We start from the raw sequence: 19406 nt of genomic DNA on the forward strand, positions 1-19406 counted from the left end.
ACTTTACCCTAGGCGTGCCCGGCCGACTGCATCTGGCGCAGCTCCTTCTTGAGATCCCCGACCTCGTCGCGCAGCCTGGCGGCGAGCTCGAACTGCAGCTCGCCGGCGGCGGCGTGCATCTGCTCGGTCAGCTGTTCGATCAGGCCCACCAGGTCCTCGGCCGGGGCGGCCGCGAGGCCGTCGGCGCGGACCTTGGAGCCGCCCTTGCCCTTGCCGCGCGCCTTGCCCGCGCTGGCCAGCAGTTCGCGGGTGTCCGCGTCCTCCTTGGCCAGCTGGTCGGTGATATCGGCGATCTTCTTGCGCAGCGGCTGCGGGTCGATGCCCTTTTCCGTGTTGTAGGCCACCTGGATGGCGCGGCGGCGGTTGGTCTCGTCGATGGCCTGCGCCATCGAATCGGTGATCCGGTCCGCGTACATGTGGACCTGGCCGGACACGTTACGGGCGGCCCGGCCGATGGTCTGGATCAGCGAGGTCGCCGAGCGCAGGAAGCCTTCCTTATCCGCGTCCAGGATGCTCACCAGCGACACCTCGGGCAGGTCCAGGCCCTCCCGGAGCAGGTTGATGCCGACCAGGACGTCGAAGACGCCCATCCGCAGTTCACGGAGCAGCTCCACGCGGCGCAGCGTGTCGACGTCGGAGTGCAGGTACTCGACCTTCACGCCGTGGCCCAGCAGGTAGTCGGTGAGGTCCTCGGCCATCCGTTTGGTCAGCGTGGTGACGAGGACGCGTTCGTTCTTCGCGGTGCGGGTGCGGATTTCGCCCAGCAGGTCATCGATCTGGCCCTTGGTGGGCTTGACGATGACCTCGGGGTCGATCAGGCCGGTGGGCCGGATGATTTGCTGCACGAAGCCGTCCGCCTTGCCGAGCTCGTACTTGCCCGGGGTTGCGGACAGGTAGACGGTCTGGCCCACGCGGTCCTGGAACTCGTCCCACTTGAGCGGGCGGTTGTCCATCGCCGAGGGCAGCCGGAAGCCGTGGTCCACAAGGTTCCGCTTGCGGGACATGTCGCCCTCGTACATGGCGCCGATCTGCGGCACGGTGACGTGGGATTCGTCGATGACCAGCAGGAAGTCGTCCGGGAAGTAGTCGATAAGGCAGTGTGGCGCGGTTCCGCGGGCGCGGCCGTCGATGTGCGAGGAATAGTTCTCGATGCCGTTGCAGAATCCCATCTGCTGCATCATTTCCAGGTCATAGGTGGTGCGCATCCGCAACCGCTGGGCCTCGACCAGCTTGTTCTGGCTCTCCAGGACTTTGAGGCGGTCGGCGAGTTCGTCCTCGATCCGCTTGATCGCCCGGGCCATCCGTTCCGGTCCGGCGACGTAGTGCGAGGCGGGGAAGACGTACATTTCGGTCTCGTCCCGGAGCACTTCTCCGGTCAGCGGGTGCAGGGTATAGATGTTCTCGATCTCGTCGCCGAAGAACTCGATCCGGATCGCGAGTTCCTCGTACATCGGGATGATTTCCACGGTGTCGCCCCGGACCCGGAACGTGCCGCGGTGGAAGTCCATGTCATTGCGGGTGTACTGCATGGAGACGAATTTCCGGAGCAGGTCGTCGCGGTTCATCTGGGCGCCCTTGCGCAGGGTCACCATGCCGGCGATGTATTCTTCCGGGGTGCCGAGGCCGTAGATGCAGGAAACGGTGGCAACCACAATCACGTCGCGCCGGGTCAGCAGCGCATTCGTGGCGGAGTGCCGGAGCCGTTCGACTTCCTCGTTGACGGAGGAGTCCTTCTCGATGAAGGTGTCCGTCTGGGCCACGTAGGCTTCCGGCTGGTAGTAGTCGTAGTAGGAAACGAAGTACTCCACCGCGTTGTTCGGCAGCAGTTCGCGGAATTCGTTCGCCAGCTGGGCGGCGAGGGTCTTGTTCTGCACCATCACCAGGGTGGGGCGCTGCACCTGTTCGATCAGCCACGCCGTCGTCGCGCTTTTACCGGTACCGGTGGCGCCGAGGAGCACCACATCCTTCTCGCCGTTCTGGATGCGCTCGGTCAGTTCGGCGATCGCGGCGGGCTGGTCCCCGGCGGGCTTGAACTCGCTGATGACCTCGAAGGGCGCCACGACACGGTTGATTTCCTGGGCAAGGCTCATGTTACTAATCTACCGCCGCCCTCCGACAGGAAGCCCTGATTCAGCTTTGGGCTGTACCCGCCGGTCAGGGTGCGTCGTACGACGGCGGCAGCCAGCCGGTGCGCCGGGCCCACTCTTCCATCCGCGGGGCGGCGTAGGCGGTGAACCACTCCTCCTTGTCCGCGGCGTAGGCCGCGGTGGACTTGTCCACGCCGTGCCGCCGGGCCGCGCGGCGCTTCTCCGCAAGGTAGTCGGCGCGCGCCCCGGCGTCGTCGCGCAGCCAATCGCGGAAGCATAGAGCGTACCGCCAGCCGGGCGATCCCGCGGCCCGGATGTGCAGGTTCACGGGCCGGCCGGGGTCCGCGCTGCCGTGCACGCGCTTGTCCCAGTCGGCCGGGTCGGGGTGGGCGGGCTTGGGGTTGTCCGGGCCGATGCCCGGCCAGCGCGGGTAGCCCGCCGCGGCCAGCACCGGCTCCAGTCGGTCCGCCGTCGCCAGGTCCCGGACGGTGAGCTGCAGGTCCAGCACGTCCTTGGCCTCGAGGCCCGGGACCGCGGTGGAACCGATGTGGTCCACGGCGAAGATGTCCTGTGGGGCAACGGCGCGCAGACGGGCAGCCAGCCGGGAGGCCTGGGCCGGCCAGTCCGGATTGGCGGGGCTGAGCACCGGGCCGCCGGAGCGCGGGGCCATCCGGTGCTTGGTCAGGTTCTCCGCGAACGGGAGCAGCCGGCGCTCCCAGAGCCGGTCCACCGCGTCCCGGAGTTCCTCCTTCGAGCCCGAGTTGTCCAGGACGACGTCGGCAGCCGCCAACCGGGCCTCCCGCGTGGCCTGGGCGGCCATTCGGGAGCGGGCCTCTTCGACCGTCATCTTCCGGTGTTCAACCATGCGCCGCACCCGGACGTCCTCCGGGGCGTCCACCACCACCACGAGATGGAAGTTGGCGCCCTGGCCGGTCTCGACCAGGAGCGGGATGTCCTGGACCACGACTGCGCCTTTCGGGGCGCCGGCGGCGAGGGCGGCGGCGCGCTCCCTGACGAGGGGGTGGATGATGCCGTTGAGCACTGCCAGGCGTTCGGGGTTGCCGAAGACGAGGGCGCCCAGGCGGGCACGGTCGAGGGCGCCGTCGGGGGCCAGGATGGAGGAACTGAAGGCTTCCACCACCCGCGCCAGCCCGGGCGTCCCCGGCTCGACCACCTCGCGGGCCAGCGCGTCGGCGTCGACCAGCACGGCACCCAGCTCGCGCAGCCGCGACGCGACCACTGACTTCCCTGAGGCGATGCCGCCCGTCAAACCGATCTTCAGCACTCCACCAGACTAAACTGAAACAGTGCCAGTCGACGCGGTTTCTCCGGAAAGCAGAGCCACCGTTTACACCACACTGGCGGCTGGCGGCGGCTTCCGCCACGAGCTGGAGATCAAACGCTCCCGCTTCATCACCGTGCTCCAGCGCACCGCCGACGAGGAAAGCGCCCGCGCCCTGGTCACTGGCCTGCGCCGGGAATTCCACGACGCCCGGCACCACTGCTCGGCCTTCATCCTCGGCCCGGACCGCGCGGTGCAGCGCTCCAACGACGACGGCGAACCCTCCGGCACGGCCGGCATCCCGATGCTGGAGGCACTGCTGAAACGCGAAACCGGGCCCGGCATGACGGACCTCAGCGACGTGACCGCCGTCGTCGTCCGCTATTTCGGCGGGATCCTGCTCGGCGCGGGCGGACTGGTCCGGGCCTACTCCGAATCGGTGTCCGCCGCGCTGGAGCTCGCGCCGCTGGTGCGGCGCCAGCGGCTGCGGATCTGTGCCGTGGCGGTGCCACACGCCTCCGCCGGCCGGCTCGAGAATGAGTTGCGCGCGGCCGGGTATGTGATGGCCGGCACCAGCTATGATGCGCAGACGACGGTTCTTCGGCTGGCCCTGCCGGACGAACCCGTTGCGCTGGCGCAGGCCGCTGATCGCCTCGCGGCCCTCTCGGCCGGAAGCGCCGTGCTGCTGCCCGGAGAAACGGAGTGGATCGATGTTGCCATCAACTGAACCGGTGCCCGTGGTGGCGCTCGTGGACGTGACGGACCCGGTGCTGGAGCGGCTATTGGCGGTGGCGCTGCACGACGCCGACGCCGACGAGGTCACCCCGCCGCTGGGGACCGCCGAGGGTTGGAACACCGAACGGATCAGCTGGTTCCGCGACTACCACCACGCCGCCGCGGCAGGGCTCGACGGCCCGGCGCGGCAGAAAACCTGGGCAATCACGGCCGACGGCGAGCTGGCCGGTTCCATCCGGCTGCTGCGGGTTCCGGCTGCCCGGCCCGGGACGTTCCCGCAGGACGGCGGCGCATTGGAGACCGGGATCTGGCTAGGCCGGAGCTTCCGCGGGCGCGGCATCGGCCGGGAGGCATTGCGCCTGGTCAAGGCCGAGGCCGCGGCGGCCGGGGCGGACCTGCTGGAGGCGGAAACGACCCCCGGGAATGTCGCAGCCCAGGCCTTGCTGCGTTCCGCGGGTGCCGAGCTCGCAGCCGACGGCCGGCGGGTCAGCGCGCGTTTCAAGCTGGGGTAGCCGCGGGTGTGGACATGCCCAGCCCCCGGCCCCAAGAATGGACATGCTCCCCTAGAAAGCTCGCTCCGCCACGGGGAGGGGACGTGCCCGGGTTCCGCCCCCGCCGAGGGACATGCCCAGCGCCCACACCGGGCAATGGGCATAATGCCATTATGCCCACCGCCCGTGCCCAGGAACGGACATGCCCTCCCCCGGGACGCCGGAAGAGTGGTTGGATGAGGAAAAGGCCATGTTCCGGCGCGAAAGACCATTCCGGCGCCGGCGCAGCTACCGGGCTGTGAAACAGCGAATTTGGAGAATCTACGTGAACGACCCCTTCGACCTCTCACGCTTCGTGGAAGCCCAGGACTCTGCGGGAACCTATGAGGGTGCGCTGGCGGAACTCCGGGCCGGATCCAAGCACGGCCACTGGATGTGGTTCATCTTTCCGCAAATAGCCGGGCTGGGACAGAGCCCGACCTCACGCAAATATGCCATTTCATCCTTGGATGAAGCACGTGCTTTCCTGAACCACCCGGTCCTGGGTGCCCGCCTGCTGGACTGCGCCCGGGCGATCCTCGCCGTCGACGGCCGAAGCGCGGAGCAGATTTTGGGAGGCATCGACGCACGGAAACTGCACTCGTCGTCGACCCTATTCCTCCGGGCCGCGCCCGACGAAGCAGTGTTCCAGCAGATCCTGGACAGGTACTTCGGCGGAGTCCCCGACGAGGCCACGGACCGGATCCTCAGCTCCGCGCCCTGAACAGTCGCGGCGCCCACCCCGACTCCCCGCGGGGCCCGCGAGATTCAAGGAACATGCCCGGCGCCCGCCCGGGCCACTGGACATATTCGTACTATGTCCACTCCCCGGGCCGAGGACTGGGCATGTCCCCCCGGCGGAATCCCGCGCCTCCCTCAGTGCATGGAACATGCCCGGCGCCCGCCCGGGCCACTGGACATATTCGTACTATGTCCACTCCCCGGGCTGAAAAGTGGGCATGTCCCCCGGCCTGGCAACCCATGCCTCAAGGAACATGCCCGGCGCCCTCCCGGGCCACTGGCATATTCGTACTATGTCCACTCCCCGGGCCGAGGACTGGGCATGCCCCCCGCGGCATCCCGTGCCTCCCTCAGTGCAAGGAACATGCCCGGCGCCCGCCCGGGCCACTGGACATATTCGTACTGTGTCCATTCCCCGGGCCGAGGACTGGGCATGCCCCCAAGCCCGCGCGGCCCCGCAGGAACCCGCCGCTTAACCCAAAGCGGGCCCCTGCACGTGGCAGGGACCCGCTTTGCTTGGCCCGGGACGACCCGGGCCGGTGGCAATTAGTTGCCGGTCAGCTTCTCGCGCAGAGCGGCGAGGGCTTCGTCCGATGCAAGCGTGCCTGCACCGGTCTCGGCTGCAGCCGGCTCGGAGGAGTAGCTGGTGGTGCCGGAGTCGCTCTCGCCGGACGTTGCAGCGGCAGCGTCGTCGGCAGCGTGCTGGGCAACCTGCTTCTTGTGGGCTTCCCAGCGGGTCTGGGCGTCAGCGTACTGCTGCTCCCAGGCGGCGCGCTGCGTCTCGTAGCCTTCAAGCCACTCGTTGGACTCCGGATCGAAGCCCTCCGGGTACTTGTAGTTGCCCTCTTCGTCGTACTCAGCGGCCATGCCGTAGAGAGCCGGATCGAATTCGGTGGACTCGGCGTCGACGCCCTCGTTGGCCTGCTTGAGGGACAGCGAGATGCGGCGGCGTTCGAGGTCGATGTCGATGACCTTGACGAAGAGCTCGTCGCCAACGGAGACAACCTGCTCGGCCAGCTCAACGTGGCGCACGGCGAGCTCGGAGATGTGGACCAGGCCTTCGATGCCGTCTTCAACGCGAACGAACGCGCCGAACGGAACCAGCTTGGTGACCTTACCCGGAACAACCTGGCCGAGGGCGTGGGTGCGGGCGAAGGTCTGCCACGGATCTTCCTGCGTAGCCTTGAGCGACAGGGAGACGCGCTCGCGGTCCAGGTCGACCTCGAGAACCTCGACGGTGACTTCCTGGCCAACTTCGACAACCTCGGACGGGTGGTCGATGTGCTTCCAGGACAGCTCGGAAACGTGAACCAGGCCGTCTACGCCGCCCAGGTCCACGAAGGCACCGAAGTTGACGATGGAGGAAACGACGCCGGGACGAACCTGGCCCTTTTCCAGCTTGTTGAGGAACGTGGAGCGGACCTCGGACTGGGTCTGCTCGAGCCAGGCACGGCGGGACAGCACAACGTTGTTGCGGTTCTTGTCCAGCTCGATGATCTTGGCTTCGATCTGCTGACCGATGTACGGAGCAAGGTCGCGCACACGGCGCATCTCGACCAGGGATGCGGGCAGGAAGCCGCGCAGGCCGATGTCGAGGATAAGACCACCCTTGACAACCTCGATGACGGTACCGGTGACGACGCCGTCTTCTTCCTTGACCTTCTCGATGTCGCCCCAGGCACGCTCGTACTGAGCGCGCTTCTTGGAGAGGATCAGACGGCCTTCTTTGTCTTCCTTGGTGAGCACCAGGGCTTCGACCTGATCGCCAACGGAGACGACGTCTCCGGGGTCAACGTCGTGCTTGATGGAAAGCTCGCGGGAGGGAATGACACCTTCGGTCTTGTAACCGATGTCGAGCAGGACTTCGTCGCGGTCGACCTTGACGACGGTACCTTCGACGAGGTCTCCGTCGTTGAAGTACTTGATGGTGGCGTCGACTGCTGCGAGGAAGTCCTCGGCGGTACCGATGTCGTTAATCGCGACTACGGGGGTACCGGACTTCTCGGTTGAGGTGATGGTCATGTAGTAGGGGCTCCGTTGTGGATAGTTAGTCGGTCAGGCAAACCGTCCCACCCTCGTCGGCGACGCGGGTGAAGAACACGGCAAATCAAAGGCGATCCGCCGGGTCATCCTGATTTTGTGGATTAGATTGCGCACACGTAGTACACGCCCGTTTAGTCTAGTCGTATACGTCAACGCCGGTCAAAGCGCAACGGAGCCCGCCGGCGCCCTCCTAGAAGTGCGTGAGGCAGTGCGGTGCGCGTTCGACGGCGAACATCAGCCGCGCAGTCAGCGCGGCCCCCGGGGTGTGTTCGGTAAGCCGGCCGGCCGCCTGCAGGGTCACCGGGCAGACGGCGCCCAGGTAGATGGAGCCGAGGTCCGCGACGTCCAGCGTCAGCTCCGGTTCGGCGTCGGGGGCCGGCGTAACCGTCGCCTCTCCCCCGTCGACCTGCAGGGCGAACGTCCCGGCCGCGAAGCCGAGGCTGTCGGTGACGCGCAGCACGAGGGCTCCGTCGGCGGAATAGCGCCGGGCGGCCAGCGCCTTCTCCACGTCCAGTATCCGCAGCCAGAGCATGTCCCGGGCGTCCGAGGCATCAACACAGCGCGGGTCCGTGAGCGCCCACGGCAGCGGATCGTCAACGGGCGCCTCGTCCCAGGTCACGCGTTCGACGAGGTCGATGGCGCCGAGGTATTGCCACAGCTCCAGGTAGGCGGTGCGGGTGGCGGCCACCAGATCGACGACGTCCATCGTGTACGGGGTGCTGGACCAGCCGCCGAACTTGTAGGACACGTAGCCGTCCACGGCGCCGTCGGCGTCGTAGTGCAGCGCGACCTTGACTTTCGGGTCCTCACCGTCTTCCCGGCTGATGGAACCGGAAGCGAATTGCCGGTAAAACTCGTGCCGGTCCACCGAGCCCGGCGTCTGGCGGTGCAAGCGTTCGAAGATCACCGGCGCCAACTCAAGGAGCACCTTGGGATCAGCCACCTCCACGCTCCCAACGGGCGTGTGGTTCAGGACGAAGCGGGCACTCGTGTCGACCTTGATCGACTGTTCGGAGGTCGCAACGCCGAAGCCGAACCGGCCGTAAATGGACGCTTCCGAGGCCGTCAGTGCCGCCATCGCCAGCCCCTCCTGCCGTGCCAGCCCCAGCTCCTCCGCCATCATGCGGCGCAACAGGCCGCGGCGGCGGTGCGAGGTCCGCACGGTGACGGCAGTCACGAGCCGCGTGTCCAGGAGCCGGCCGTAGCCAATGTTCAGCGTCTTGGTCATCGTGCCGAACGTTGCCACCGGTACATCGGGGCCGAGGGCATGCTCGGCCACCGGACCGGCCTGGTAGGCACCGGTCAATACCCGCCCGTCCGCGCGCTGCATCTCGAGGCCTCTGTCGACCCGTTCGTCGCTTCGGCGGGCGTCGTGGAAGCCGAAGGCTACGGCCCGCATCCAGGCGACCGACTCCGGGTATGCCGCGTCGTCCTTGGCCGCCGGTTGGAAACGCCTGATGTCATACTGCTCTGCCACGTGCTTCTCCCCCTGGAAATTCCTGCAACTTTGAAAGAACTGAACGCCCGGCTCCGGGGCCGGGCCTAGTGCCCTGCCTCGAACCAGCTGGAGCCGATGCCGATCTGGACTTCCAGCGGAACCGAGAGCTGCGCCGCGGCCCCCATCTGTTCCGTCACGAGCTTCTCGACGGCCTCGCGTTCGCCCTCGGCGACTTCGAGGACCAGTTCATCATGGACCTGCAGCAGCATCCGTGATTTCAGCCCCTGCTCGGCCAGCGCGCCGGACACGCCCAGCATCGCCCGCTTGATGATGTCGGCCGCGGAGCCCTGAATCGGCGAGTTGAGCGCGATCCGTTCGGCGTTTTCGCGCAGCTGCCGGTCGGTGCTGGTCAGGTCCGGAAGGTACCGGCGGCGGCCCTCGATGGTGGCGGTGTACCCGTCGATCCTGGCCTGGTCGACGACGCCGCGCAGGTAGTCGCGGACGGCGCCGAACCGGTCGAAGTAGTCCTTCATCAACGTCCGGGCCTCGTCAACGGAAATCTCCAGCTGCTTGGACAGGCCGAACGAGGTCAGACCGTAGGCCAGCCCATAGGACATCGCCTTGACCTTGGAACGCATCGCACTGGTTACCTGGTCAGTGGGCACATGGAAGATGTTGGACCCCACGAACCGGTGCAGGTCCTCGCCGTCCTTGTACGCCTGGATCAGTCCGGCGTCGCCCGAGAGGTGGGCCATGATGCGCATTTCGATCTGCGAATAGTCCGCGGAGAGCAGGCACTCGTAGCCGTCGCTGACCACAAAGATGCCGCGCACACGGCGACCTTCCTCGCTGCGGATCGGGATGTTCTGCAGGTTCGGATTGTTGGAAGAGATCCGCCCCGTGGCTGCGACGTTCTGCGCGTAGGTGGTGTGGATCCGGCCGTCTTCCGCGACGGACTTCTTCAGCGACTCCAGCATCTGGCGCAGCTTCGAGGATTCGCGGTGCGCCATCAGCTGGACCAGGAATTCGTGCCCGGTCTTTTCCAGCAGGTTCTTGAGCGAGGCGGCGTCGGTGGTGTAGCCGGACTTGATCTTCTTGGTCTTGGGCAGGCCCAACTCGTCGAACAGGACGGTCTGGAGCTGCTTGGGCGAGCCGAGGTTCACCTCATGGCCGATGGCCGCGAAGGCCTGCTCCTGCGCGTTGTCGATCACCTTCGCGAGGTCCGCCAGCTGCTCATCCATGCGCGGCATGTCGATGGCGATTCCTGCCAGTTCCATGTCGGCGAGGACCCGGCTGACGGGCAGTTCAAGGGTGGTCAGCAGGTCCTGCGCTTTGCGCTCTTTGAGCTCTGATTCGAAGTAGCGGCTCAGGGCCTGGACGACGGCGGCGACGTGCACCAGCGCACCGGCGGCGGCAGCGTCGTCGCCGTCGAACGCCAGCTCAAGCTGGCCTTCCTTCGCGGCTTCCTGCGAAACCGCAACGTTGAGGTGGTGCTGCGCCAGCTCGGCGAGCTCGTAGCTGCGGCGGTCGGGCTGGATGAGGTAGCCGGAGATGGACGTGTCATCCACCACGCCCTCAAGTTCCAGACCGCGGGCAGTCAGCGCCTTCAGTGCGGCCTTGAACCCGTGCATCACCTTGGCGGCCTGGGGGTCACGCAGCCAAGCGGCCAGGACGTTTTCGGCGTCGGCGTCCTGCCGGGCCAGGTCGATGTACACGGCGGCGTCGTCACGCACGATCGCCAGCGCGGCGGCGTCCTCGCCGATCCGGCCCGGCACGAGGTCGACCGCCATGGCGGACCGCTTCCCGGCGCCGCCCGCGAGGAAGGCGCCCAGCTCGGCGGCGTCCGAGGGGATCGTGAAGTCCGGGGTTTCGATGCTTTCCCGCTCGGCTTCCGTCACTTCACTGCCGTACAGGGCAAAGAGTCGCGTCCGGATGGTCTTGAATTCGAGGGCGTCGAACAGCTCCTCAAGGGCGGCCTGGTCCGGCCGCGGGTCGGCGAGCTCGTCCAGGGTGACGGGCAGCTCCAGATCGGTGCGGAGCCGGTTGAGCCGCCGGTTCCGCTTGACCTCCTCGACGTTTTCGCGGAGGGCGTCCCCCACCTTTCCGCCGATCGCGTCAAGGTTCTCCAGGACGCCCTCAAGGCCGCCGTAGAGGTTGATCCATTTGGCCGCCGTTTTGGGCCCGACGCCGGGAACGCCGGGGAGGTTGTCCGCGCTCTCGCCCACCAGGGCGGCGAGGTCCGAGTACTGGGCCGGGCTGACGAAGTACTTCTCCTGGATGGCGTCCGCGTCCATCCGGGGAATGTCGCTGACACCCTTCTTGGGGTAGAGCACGAACACGTTGTCCGTAATGAGCTGGAAGGCATCCCGGTCGCCCGAGACCAGCAGCACCTCGTAGCCCGCCTTCTCCCCCATCGCGGCGAGCGTGGCCAGGATGTCGTCTGCCTCCCAGCCGGGCATCTTGATGGTCTTGATGCCCCACGCGCCCATGACCTTATCGATCAGGTCGATCTGGCCGCTCATTTCCCGCGGGGTCTCATTGCGTCCGCCCTTGTAGCCGTCGTACTCGGCCTTGCGGTGGGTGGTGTCATCGGAGACGTCGAAAGCCACGGCCACGTGGGTAGGCTTTTGCGCCTTGATCAGGTTAATCAGCATCGACGTAAAGCCATGCACGGCGTTGGTGTGCTGCCCGGTCGAGGTAGAGAACTTGTCCGCGGGCAGGGCGAAGAATGCCCGGAACGCCATGGAGTGTCCGTCCAGTACCAGGAGGCGGGGCTGGTCCGTGATGGGAATGACCGGCGCTTCGGTGGCGGAAACCTCGGGCCTGCTGCGCCGGGGCTTCTTCGCCGCCTCGGCCACGAGCAGGGAACCGCCGGACGCCGCAACGGCATCCGCCAGCGCATCGGTGGCGGCGGATGTTGTGCTGCCTGCGGCAGCCGTTGCAGTGCCTGCGGCAGAAGGGGAAGGGGCCGGTTTGGTAGTTTCGCTCACAGGTGCCAGCCTAGTTGCCATGATCGACAATTTCACGCCCGCCCCGTTCGCCGCCGAACTGGAAGCCGCCGGCGTTCCCGCGGAACTGCACGACTGGCTGGGCCGGATGGGGGTGGGCGCCCTCGTGGTGAAGATGGGAATCCACTTCCTCGAGTTGAGCCCTGAACGCACCGTCGCCACCATGCCCGTGGAGGGCAACACCCAGGTGGCTGGAATCCTGCACGGCGGCGCGCACGTGGTGCTGGCCGAAACGCTGGGGTCCTTCGCCGCCGGCATGCACGCCGGTCCGGGGCGACAGGCCCTGGGGATCGACGTCGGCGCGACGCACCACCGCGCGATCTCCTCCGGCACCGTGACCGGGACCTGCACCGCCATCCACCTGGGCCGCACGCTCACGACGCATGAAATCGTGATGACCGACGAGCAGGGCCGCCGGCTGTCCACTGCGCGGATCACCAACCTGCTGCGGGATGTGACCGAGTAGCGTTTCCGCGGTAAGCCGGGTTTCAGTCCCGCGTCAGGAGCCGCCCGGGAGGCGGTAGCGGAGCTCGACGATGCCGCGGCCCATGGTCTGCGACGAGAGCAGATCCAGCGGCGCCGTCGGGCGGGCCAGCGGAAGCAGCGGCTTCCCGCTGCCCAGGACGAGCGGGATGATCGAGATGATCAGTTCCGCCAGCAGTCCGGCGTCGGCGAATTGCGCGGCGAGGACACCCCCGCCCACCACCCAGACGTTCTTGCCCGCGGCGGCGTCCATCAGGTCCTCGGCGAATTCGGCCACGGGTCCGCGGACAAAGGTGATGTCCGTGCCTTTCGGGGCCGCCAGTTCGTGGTGCGTGAAGATCCAGCACGGGGTTCCCGGGTAGGGCCAGTTGCCGGGCTCGTGCTCGGTAAGCCAGGCGTAGGTTTCCCCGCCCATCACGATGCAGCCGACGTCAGCCATGAAGGTCTCGTAGCTCTCCTTGCCGCCGGCGAAGCCGTCGAACTGGAGCAGCCAGTCGAGGTCGTCGTCCGCGGTGGCGATGAAGCCGTCCAGGGAGGCCGCTACGAAGTACTGGAAGCCGGGCATGTGCATAGCGTAGCCACCGCCGGGGCCTTTTCCCAGAGCACCCGCTCGCAGAGCACCCGCTCCCGGGAGCACCGCTTCCGGTGCGGGGTGCCCGGCCGGCGCCGCCGCCGTCGGCTACTTGCTGAAGTACGGAATGATCAGGTACAGCCCGAAGAGCACCGCGATGCCGCAGAGGCCGAAGCAGACATAGGAAAGCGGCCGGATCCAGCCCGGCTGGCTGGTCCGGACGTCCCCGGCGATGGCGGTGAGACGCACGCCCAGGGCGTAGAGAACGACGACGGTCACTGCGGAAACGAGGGTGGCCCCCGCTACCAGGACGAGTTCAAGCCACTTCATTACCGGCCACCCTTGGAGTTGTTGTTGCGGCTGACCGCAGCCGCCTTCTTCTTGGCGAACCGGATGGCCTGGCCGGCCTCTTCGACCTCGACGGCGTTGTGGTGGCCGACGTGGGACTTCCGGGACGCAACGAACATGTAGACCACGGCTGCCGTGCCGGCGACTGCGGCGATGACGAATCCGACCGTGCCGGTGTGCACCAGCATGGCGGTGAGGGCACCGACGATCCCGGCGGCCGGGAGGGTGAAGAGCCAGCCGACGACGATCTTCCCCGCGGTCCCCCAGCGCACGGTGGTGCCGCGGCGGCCCATCCCAGAGCCGATCACCGAGCCCGAGGCCACGTGGGTGGTGGAGAGGGCGAAGCCGAGGTGGGAGGAGGCGAGGATGGCGGCCGCGGTGCTGGTCTCCGCGGCGAAGCCCTGGGCGGGTTTGACGTCGGTGAGGCCCGAACCCATGGTCCGGATGATCCGCCAGCCGCCGGAGTACGTGCCGATCGCGATGGCCAGGGCGCAGGCCGCAATGACCCAAAGCTGCGGTCCCGAGCCGGGAGCCTGGCTTCCGGCCGAGATGAGCACCAGGGTGATGATGCCCATGGTCTTCTGCGCGTCATTGGTGCCGTGCGCGAGGGCCACCAGGCTGGAGGTGAAGATCTGTCCGGTGCGGAACCCGCCGCGCTTCTGCGTCAGCTTGCTGCCGGTCTCGGGGTCATGGCGGGCCGTCAGCGCGTAGGCCAGCCGGGTGCACACGTAGGCCACGGCGGCGGCGATGACGGGGGCGAAAACTGCGGGCAGGAGGACCTTCTGGAGCACCGAGGTGAAGTTCACCGAGTGCAGGCCGATGCCGGCGATGGCCGCACCGATCAGGCCACCGAAGAGGGCGTGCGAGGAGCTGGAGGGCAGACCCTTCAGCCAGGTGATCATGTTCCACAGAATGGCGCCCATCAGGCCGGCGAAGATGATGTCCGGGGTGATCTGGACGCCGTCGGAACCTTCCCGGATGATGCCGCCGGACACCGTCTTGGCCACCTCGGTGGAAAGAAACGCCCCCACCAGGTTCAGCACTGCCGCGAGGGCGACGGCGGTCTTGGGCTTGATGGCACCGGTCGCGATGGGTGTCGCCATCGCGTTCGCGGTGTCGTGAAATCCATTCGTGAAGTCAAAGAAAAGCGCCAGCGCAATAACCAGCGCCACCATTACGGTGATTTCCACCTGTTGCCCAATCTGCAGAGTCGACGGTCAGCAGTTTCATTCCCCGTGGCGGCCTTGCTTCTCACTGTTCACCCGCTGTTAAGCGGCGTGCACCCGCGCAGTTCACCAAAGCTGTCCTGAAACCCTATAGATCGTACGTGCCAATGGGTGCAGGGCAAAACAACGTGCCCGGCCGCGGAGCCGGCGGCGGTCAGCCCTGCGGTTTCCCCAGCGCCGGACCGGCGTCGAGCATGCCGGCAATCTTCTCCTCCAGGGAGGCCACCGTTGCCTCCGGCAGCACGATCAGGCCGTCCAGCTCCCGCCGTGCCCGCTTGTACGCCGTCTGCCGCTCGGCCGGGGTGGCGGCGCCGTCGGAAGCGATCCGCAGCAGTTTCCGGGCCGTGGCGAGCCGTTCGCGTTCCGGTCCGGTGAAGTTGCTGTCCTTGAGCCGGCGGGCTTCGCGCTCGGCGACGTCGAAGGCCAGTTCATAGCCGCGCACGGCGGCGCGGTATTCCGTCAGCCGGGCCGACGTCGTGAGCTGTCCGGGGTCCGCCGGGCGCAGGCCGTCGGCTTCGCGTTTGGCGCGCAGGAAGGCCACGGTGAGGGGCTCCCGCACATCGGTCATCACGGGGAAGTCAATCAGTTTGCCGACGTCCAGTTCGTAGTCCAGCCAGCGCCGGTTGACGGCGTCGTGGGCGTCGATGAGGGCCTGTACCTCGTCGCGGCCGGCCTGTTCCACCTCGGCCTGGTGGTTCTTCAGCCGGTACAGCTCCACCTTTCGGCGGTGCCGGCGTTCGGCGGCCTTGCCCCAGGAACGGGCCCAGTTGGCGAGCAGCGCGCTCAAGGGGAACACCAGCCACCAGTTGTGGCCGATAAAATTGAACAGGGAATCCACGGCAACATCCTCCCACCGGACCCGGGCAGCGGAAAGCCCCCTCCGCGAAGGGGGCCTTCGTGGCAAAACCCGCCAGCTACCGGGTCAGTCCTCGTGCTTGACCTTGTGCAGCCGGGTCACCACTGTGGGGCACGGTACGTTCAGCAACACGGCATGGGCCGTGGACCCGAGCACCAGCCTGGAGAAGCCGCCGCGGCCGCGGCTGCCGACCACCAGCAGCCGCGCCTCCCGGGCAAGGTCAACAAGGGCCTTCGCCGGCTCCGTGTCCGTTTCGAGGCGCTGGTGGACTACCAGGTCCGGGTACTTGTCCCCGAGGCCGGCCACCGATTCGGCCAGCACAATCCGGTCCTCCTCAACGATCGTCTCCGCGAGCCCGCTTTCGGGCAGCTGGTGTTCCACCCAGCGGGCCGGGCTGCGGAAAGCCAGGACCACGGTCAGTTCGTCGCCGCCGCGGTCGGCTTCGGCGGCCGCGAAAGCCACGGCCTGGAGCGACTCCTCCGATCCGTCCACGCCGACCACCACGCCGTGGTTGCCCGTGCCGCGCTGGACCGGGACGACCGTGACCGGGCTGTCCGAGGCGCTCACGATCTGGAGGGCGCGGTCCGTCATTGGCCCGCCGTCCATCCAATGTTTGTCGTGGCCGCCGACGACGACCATGGACGCATCCTTGGACGCTTCCCGGAGCGCCGAACCCGGGCTTCCGTGCCGCAACTGGACGTCTACGTCCACGTCGGGGGCCTGGTTCTTCGCGTTGGCCTTGGCCTTCTCCAGCAGTTCCATCCCGGATTCGCGGATCAGCTCGTGGTACTGGAAGTCCGGCGACATCCAGCGGTCGTCCACGGCGTGGACGCATATGACCGGGAGTTTCTGCCGGGCAGCGCGGTCGAGTGCCCACGCCAGCGCGGCTTCGCTGCCCGCCGAACCGTTGATGCCGACGACGATTGGTTTACTCATGCTGAATCCTGCTCTTTTCCATAGCGTGAAGGTGTACGTGACCTCGACGGGATCCCGGCAGCGCACCGTTCTGTGACCACTGCTAAGACCGCGGCGGAGACCGTTGCTGGCGGCCGCTGCACTCCGGCATGACTCTCCGGCAGCTCCGAGGCTCTGCCGACACTTCAGTGTGCCCCGGCCCCCGGTGGCGGGTTAGGGCCTTAAGCCCCGCACAACCGGCTCAGAAGCCGGTCGGTTCGGTCTCGAATTCGGGCTCCCGGGGCGGGCCCTCATGGTGCACCGGGCGGAGCGCGGCCGTGTCCTCGAGCCAGATCAGGGCGTCGTAACGCTCCCCCATCCGGGTCGGGACGTAGTTCCCCTGCTCCCGCTCCGGGTGGTAGACCACCCCGATCGCCCGGTGGCCGAGCCAGGTCGAGAGCCACGGCCCGGTCCGGTCGTCGCCGAACTCCAGCACCGCCGGGACGCCCAGGGCTTCGTGCAGGAAATCCTCGTGGCTGCCGGGCCGCGCCGCGGGCACGGGCAGGATCCGCTCCGGTGTCCCCCAGGAGTCGGCGGCGATGACCGCGCCGCGGTGGGCGGCGAAGCCGACCAGCATGACGCCGTCCAGGGCGTGCCGCTCCCGCAGCAGCTGGCCGACGTTGACCAGGCCGTCCCGCGCCATGTCGGTGGCACGCGCGTCCCCTACGTGGGTGTTGTGCTCCCAGATGATGCCCTTGGACGCTGCGCCCAGGTGGCGGCTCAGCCGGTCGATCGTGTCCGCCATGTGATGGTCCCGGACGTTCCAGGACTGCCGGTCGCCGCGGACCATGATCCGGTAGTAGTGCTCGGCGTTGGCCGCGACCTCGGCGTTCTGGACGGCGTCGAACGCTTCCTCGTCGTGGTCGCCCGGGGTGAACACACGGCTCCGCACTTCGCTGAGCAGGGCCACGACGTCGGCCTCGCAGGAGTTCGGGACCAGCCGCGTGCTCCAGGCGTACTGGTGCGGGTCCTCGTGGTGCGGCAGGAAGCACTGCCAGGCGCGCATCGCGGCGGGCACGGCGTCGGGCACGTGTTCCTCGAGCCAGGCGATGATCTCGCGTAGCGAGTCCCAGAGCGAATAGACGTCCAGGCCGTAGAAGCCGACCCGTTCCGGCAGCGGCCGGCGGGAGTTCCAGGTGCGCAGCCAGTCCAGGAAGCCGGCCACTTCCTCGTTCGCCCACATCCAGGTGGGCCAGCGCTGGAACCCGGCGAGCAGCGCATGGACGCCCTGGTCCTGCCCGGTTTGGCCCCGGACCCACTGGTTGAGCCGCCAGCAGTCGGGCCAGTCCCCCTCCACGCCGATCCAGGTGTAGCCCTGTTCCTCGATCAGCCGGCGGCTGAGCGTGGCCCGCCAGGTGTAGAACTCGTGGGTGCCGTGCGAGGCCTCCCCGATCGCCGTGAAGCGGCACTCCGCGGCGCGCCGGACCAGTCCGTCCAGATCGCGTTCGGTGCGGAGCGGCCGCGCGAGGGAATGGATCTCGCCCAGGACGGATGCCTTGGTGACGTTGCCCGGGTTCACCGCGGGTCCCCGATGTCGATCCGCTCCAGGTGCTCCGGGACCCTGGCCCGCCAGCCCAGTTCACGCTTGATCCTCACCCGCAGCGCGTCCGAGGATTCCGGCTCGCCGTGCGTGATGTAGGTCATCCGCGGCGCCGCCGGTGCGGCCTTCATCCAGTTGATCAGGCCGTCAGTGTCCGCGTGCGCGGACAGGTTTTCCATCTGGATGACCTCGGCCCGGATCTTGACGTCTTCGCCGTAGATCCGGACCTCACGCTCACCCGCGGCGAGTGAAGCGCCGCGGGTGCCGCCGGCCTGGTAGCCGCTGAGGATGAGGGCGTTTTTGGGGTCGGGGCCGTAGGCGGCGAGGTGGTGCAGGATCCTGCCGCCGGTGAGCATGCCGCTGGCTGAGATGATGATCATTGGCCCGCCGCGCAGGTTCAGCAGCTTGGAGTCGTCCACGCTGCGGGTGAGCTTGGCGAGGCTGTACATGTGCTCGTATTCGTCCCGTTTGAGCCGGTGCTCCTCCGGATGCCGCTGGTACATGTCCGAGGCGTCGATGGCCATCGGGCTGTTGAGGTACACCGGAATGTCCGGGATGGCGTTCTTGCGGCGGAGCCGGGAGAGGTAGAGCATGAGCGTCTCGGCCCGTCCGACGGCGAAGGCGGCGAACATCACCACCCCGCCGCGCTTGGCGACCCGTGTGATGATTTCCCCGAGCTGCTGTTCGGGATCCAGGGTGGAGTGCTTGCGGTTGCCGTAGGTGGACTCCGTGACAAGCACGTCCACGGCGCCCAGCGGCCGGGGCGGGAACATGAACGGATCATCGGAGCGGCCCAGGTCGCCGGTGAAGTGCACCGACCGGGAGCCGAACCGGACGTGCACCTGCGCGGCCCCCAGGATGTGGCCGGCCGGAACGAAAGTCATTTCCATTCCGCCGCCTAGATCCAACGGGTCGTCGAAGTCGCGGATCTTGAAGCTGTTCAGCGACTTGACGGCGTCCGCGGCGGTGTAGAGCGGCAGCGCCGGGCTGTGCCGGGTGGATCCGCGGTGCGTGGCGTAGCGGGCCTCTTCTTCCTGCAGGTAGCCGCTGTCCGGCAGGATCAGCTTGCACAGCTCGGTGGTCCCGTCGGTGGCGTAGACCGGCCCGGCGAAGCCGTCCCGGACCAGCGCCGGGACGTAGCCGGTGTGGTCCAGGTGCGCATGGGTGAGGACGACGGCGTCGAGCGAGCGGGGCGGCACGGGGAAGGGCATACGGTTGCGCTCGCGGCTGCGTTTGTAGCCCTGGAACAGGCCGCAGTCGACCAGCACCCGGCGTCCGCCGGCTTCGAGCAAGTAGCGGGAGCCGGTCACGGTGTCCGTTGCGCCGAAGAACCGGAGGGTCGGCTGCTCGTGTTTCATGGTGCTTCCGTTCCCGAGTCCGTCAACCCCACCTTCCGCGCAATCCGGGCCCCCACCTAGGGCCAAAAGTCACGGGCGGCGGCCGGCAGCAGGCAGGGTACGGGCGGAGCGGCGGGGCCCGCACCGGTAGGCTTTTTCCGGCAGGCTCTCCGGGCAGGCCTTCGGGCGGGAAGGGAAACCGGACGCCGCCATTCCCAGTGGCAAGG

General features: G+C 67.7%; 16 protein-coding genes. 4 read left to right on the plus strand and 12 right to left on the minus strand.

Going from position 1 to position 19406, the window contains the following annotated elements:
* Positions 1-8 precede the first annotated feature (8 nt).
* Both uvrB and coaE read right to left on the minus strand, forming a co-directional pair.
* Positions 9-2090 (minus strand): excinuclease ABC subunit UvrB, encoded by a 2082-nt coding sequence (gene uvrB / locus AC1DH3_RS12335; RefSeq protein ID WP_441418675.1) that lies wholly within the window; start codon positions 2088-2090, stop codon positions 9-11.
* 64 nt (positions 2091-2154) lie between these two features.
* Positions 2155-3372 carry a dephospho-CoA kinase gene (gene coaE, locus AC1DH3_RS12340; RefSeq protein WP_476909415.1) on the minus strand — a complete coding sequence of 406 codons (1218 nt, stop codon included), beginning with the start codon at positions 3370-3372 and terminating at the stop codon, positions 2155-2157.
* Positions 3373-3394: 22 nt separating this feature from the next.
* Here coaE and AC1DH3_RS12345 point away from each other — a divergent pair, with 22 nt between their 5' ends.
* From AC1DH3_RS12345 to AC1DH3_RS12355, 3 genes are all read left to right on the plus strand, one after another.
* A complete protein-coding gene (locus AC1DH3_RS12345; RefSeq protein ID WP_476909416.1) occupies positions 3395-4096 on the plus strand; it encodes an IMPACT family protein in 702 nt (233 codons plus the stop codon).
* Entirely contained in the window at positions 4080-4616 is a 537-nt protein-coding gene (locus AC1DH3_RS12350) for a GNAT family N-acetyltransferase (RefSeq protein ID WP_441418672.1), read from the plus strand. The genes AC1DH3_RS12345 and AC1DH3_RS12350 overlap by 17 nt, the downstream gene beginning before the upstream one ends.
* A gap of 304 nt (positions 4617-4920) precedes the next feature.
* Complete coding sequence (locus tag AC1DH3_RS12355; RefSeq protein WP_476909417.1) at positions 4921-5358, plus strand: DUF1810 domain-containing protein; 438 nt, start codon at positions 4921-4923, stop codon at positions 5356-5358.
* Positions 5359-5921: 563 nt separating this feature from the next.
* Here AC1DH3_RS12355 and rpsA read toward each other — a convergent pair.
* From rpsA to polA, 3 genes are all read right to left on the minus strand, one after another.
* Entirely contained in the window at positions 5922-7397 is a 1476-nt protein-coding gene (gene rpsA / locus AC1DH3_RS12360) for a 30S ribosomal protein S1 (protein WP_175323298.1), read from the minus strand.
* Between the two features lie 211 nt (positions 7398-7608).
* Positions 7609-8895 (minus strand): GNAT family N-acetyltransferase, encoded by a 1287-nt coding sequence (locus AC1DH3_RS12365; protein ID WP_476909418.1) that lies wholly within the window; start codon positions 8893-8895, stop codon positions 7609-7611.
* 65 nt (positions 8896-8960) lie between these two features.
* The gene (gene polA, locus AC1DH3_RS12370) at positions 8961-11867 is read right to left on the minus strand and encodes a DNA polymerase I (RefSeq protein WP_476892594.1); all 2907 of its coding nucleotides are present in this window, start codon (positions 11865-11867) and stop codon (positions 8961-8963) included.
* Between polA and AC1DH3_RS12375 the strand changes: the two genes are divergently transcribed.
* Positions 11866-12330 (plus strand): hotdog fold thioesterase, encoded by a 465-nt coding sequence (locus AC1DH3_RS12375; protein ID WP_441418668.1) that lies wholly within the window; start codon positions 11866-11868, stop codon positions 12328-12330. The genes polA and AC1DH3_RS12375 overlap by 2 nt on opposite strands.
* Before the next feature lie 33 nt (positions 12331-12363).
* Here the strand turns inward: AC1DH3_RS12375 and AC1DH3_RS12380 are convergent, their stop codons facing one another.
* From AC1DH3_RS12380 to AC1DH3_RS12410, 7 genes are all read right to left on the minus strand, one after another.
* Positions 12364-12912, minus strand: a complete 549-nt coding sequence (locus tag AC1DH3_RS12380) for a dihydrofolate reductase family protein (RefSeq protein ID WP_441418667.1) — start codon at positions 12910-12912, stop codon at positions 12364-12366.
* 114 nt (positions 12913-13026) lie between these two features.
* Complete coding sequence (locus tag AC1DH3_RS12385) at positions 13027-13248, minus strand: hypothetical protein (protein WP_441418666.1); 222 nt, start codon at positions 13246-13248, stop codon at positions 13027-13029.
* Positions 13248-14456 carry an inorganic phosphate transporter gene (locus AC1DH3_RS12390; protein ID WP_441418665.1) on the minus strand — a complete coding sequence of 403 codons (1209 nt, stop codon included), beginning with the start codon at positions 14454-14456 and terminating at the stop codon, positions 13248-13250. The genes AC1DH3_RS12385 and AC1DH3_RS12390 overlap by 1 nt, the downstream gene beginning before the upstream one ends.
* Before the next feature lie 190 nt (positions 14457-14646).
* Positions 14647-15330, minus strand: coding sequence for a hypothetical protein (locus AC1DH3_RS12395; RefSeq protein ID WP_476909419.1), 684 nt, complete (start codon positions 15328-15330; stop codon positions 14647-14649).
* A gap of 84 nt (positions 15331-15414) precedes the next feature.
* Entirely contained in the window at positions 15415-16284 is an 870-nt protein-coding gene (locus AC1DH3_RS12400) for a universal stress protein (protein WP_441418663.1), read from the minus strand.
* Between the two features lie 220 nt (positions 16285-16504).
* Positions 16505-17821 carry an erythromycin esterase family protein gene (locus AC1DH3_RS12405; protein ID WP_441418662.1) on the minus strand — a complete coding sequence of 439 codons (1317 nt, stop codon included), beginning with the start codon at positions 17819-17821 and terminating at the stop codon, positions 16505-16507.
* Positions 17818-19200, minus strand: coding sequence for an MBL fold metallo-hydrolase (locus tag AC1DH3_RS12410; RefSeq protein ID WP_476909420.1), 1383 nt, complete (start codon positions 19198-19200; stop codon positions 17818-17820). Before AC1DH3_RS12410 ends, AC1DH3_RS12405 begins: the two co-directional genes overlap by 4 nt.
* Between the last annotated feature and the right edge of the window lie 206 nt (positions 19201-19406).

Source organism: Arthrobacter sp. 05L428, from assembly GCF_056397665.1.

Coding starts and splice junctions, on each gene's coding strand:
- uvrB (WP_441418675.1), bottom strand. CDS start 2,090: ATGAGCCTTGCCCAGGAAATCAACCGTGTCGTGGCGCCCTTCGAGGTC.
- AC1DH3_RS12350 (WP_441418672.1), top strand. CDS start 4,080: ATGTTGCCATCAACTGAACCGGTGCCCGTGGTGGCGCTCGTGGACGTG.
- rpsA (WP_175323298.1), bottom strand. CDS start 7,397: ATGACCATCACCTCAACCGAGAAGTCCGGTACCCCCGTAGTCGCGATT.
- AC1DH3_RS12375 (WP_441418668.1), top strand. CDS start 11,866: ATGATCGACAATTTCACGCCCGCCCCGTTCGCCGCCGAACTGGAAGCC.
- polA (WP_476892594.1), bottom strand. CDS start 11,867: ATGGCAACTAGGCTGGCACCTGTGAGCGAAACTACCAAACCGGCCCCT.
- AC1DH3_RS12380 (WP_441418667.1), bottom strand. CDS start 12,912: ATGCCCGGCTTCCAGTACTTCGTAGCGGCCTCCCTGGACGGCTTCATC.
- AC1DH3_RS12385 (WP_441418666.1), bottom strand. CDS start 13,248: ATGAAGTGGCTTGAACTCGTCCTGGTAGCGGGGGCCACCCTCGTTTCC.
- AC1DH3_RS12400 (WP_441418663.1), bottom strand. CDS start 16,284: ATGAGTAAACCAATCGTCGTCGGCATCAACGGTTCGGCGGGCAGCGAA.
- AC1DH3_RS12410 (WP_476909420.1), bottom strand. CDS start 19,200: ATGAAACACGAGCAGCCGACCCTCCGGTTCTTCGGCGCAACGGACACC.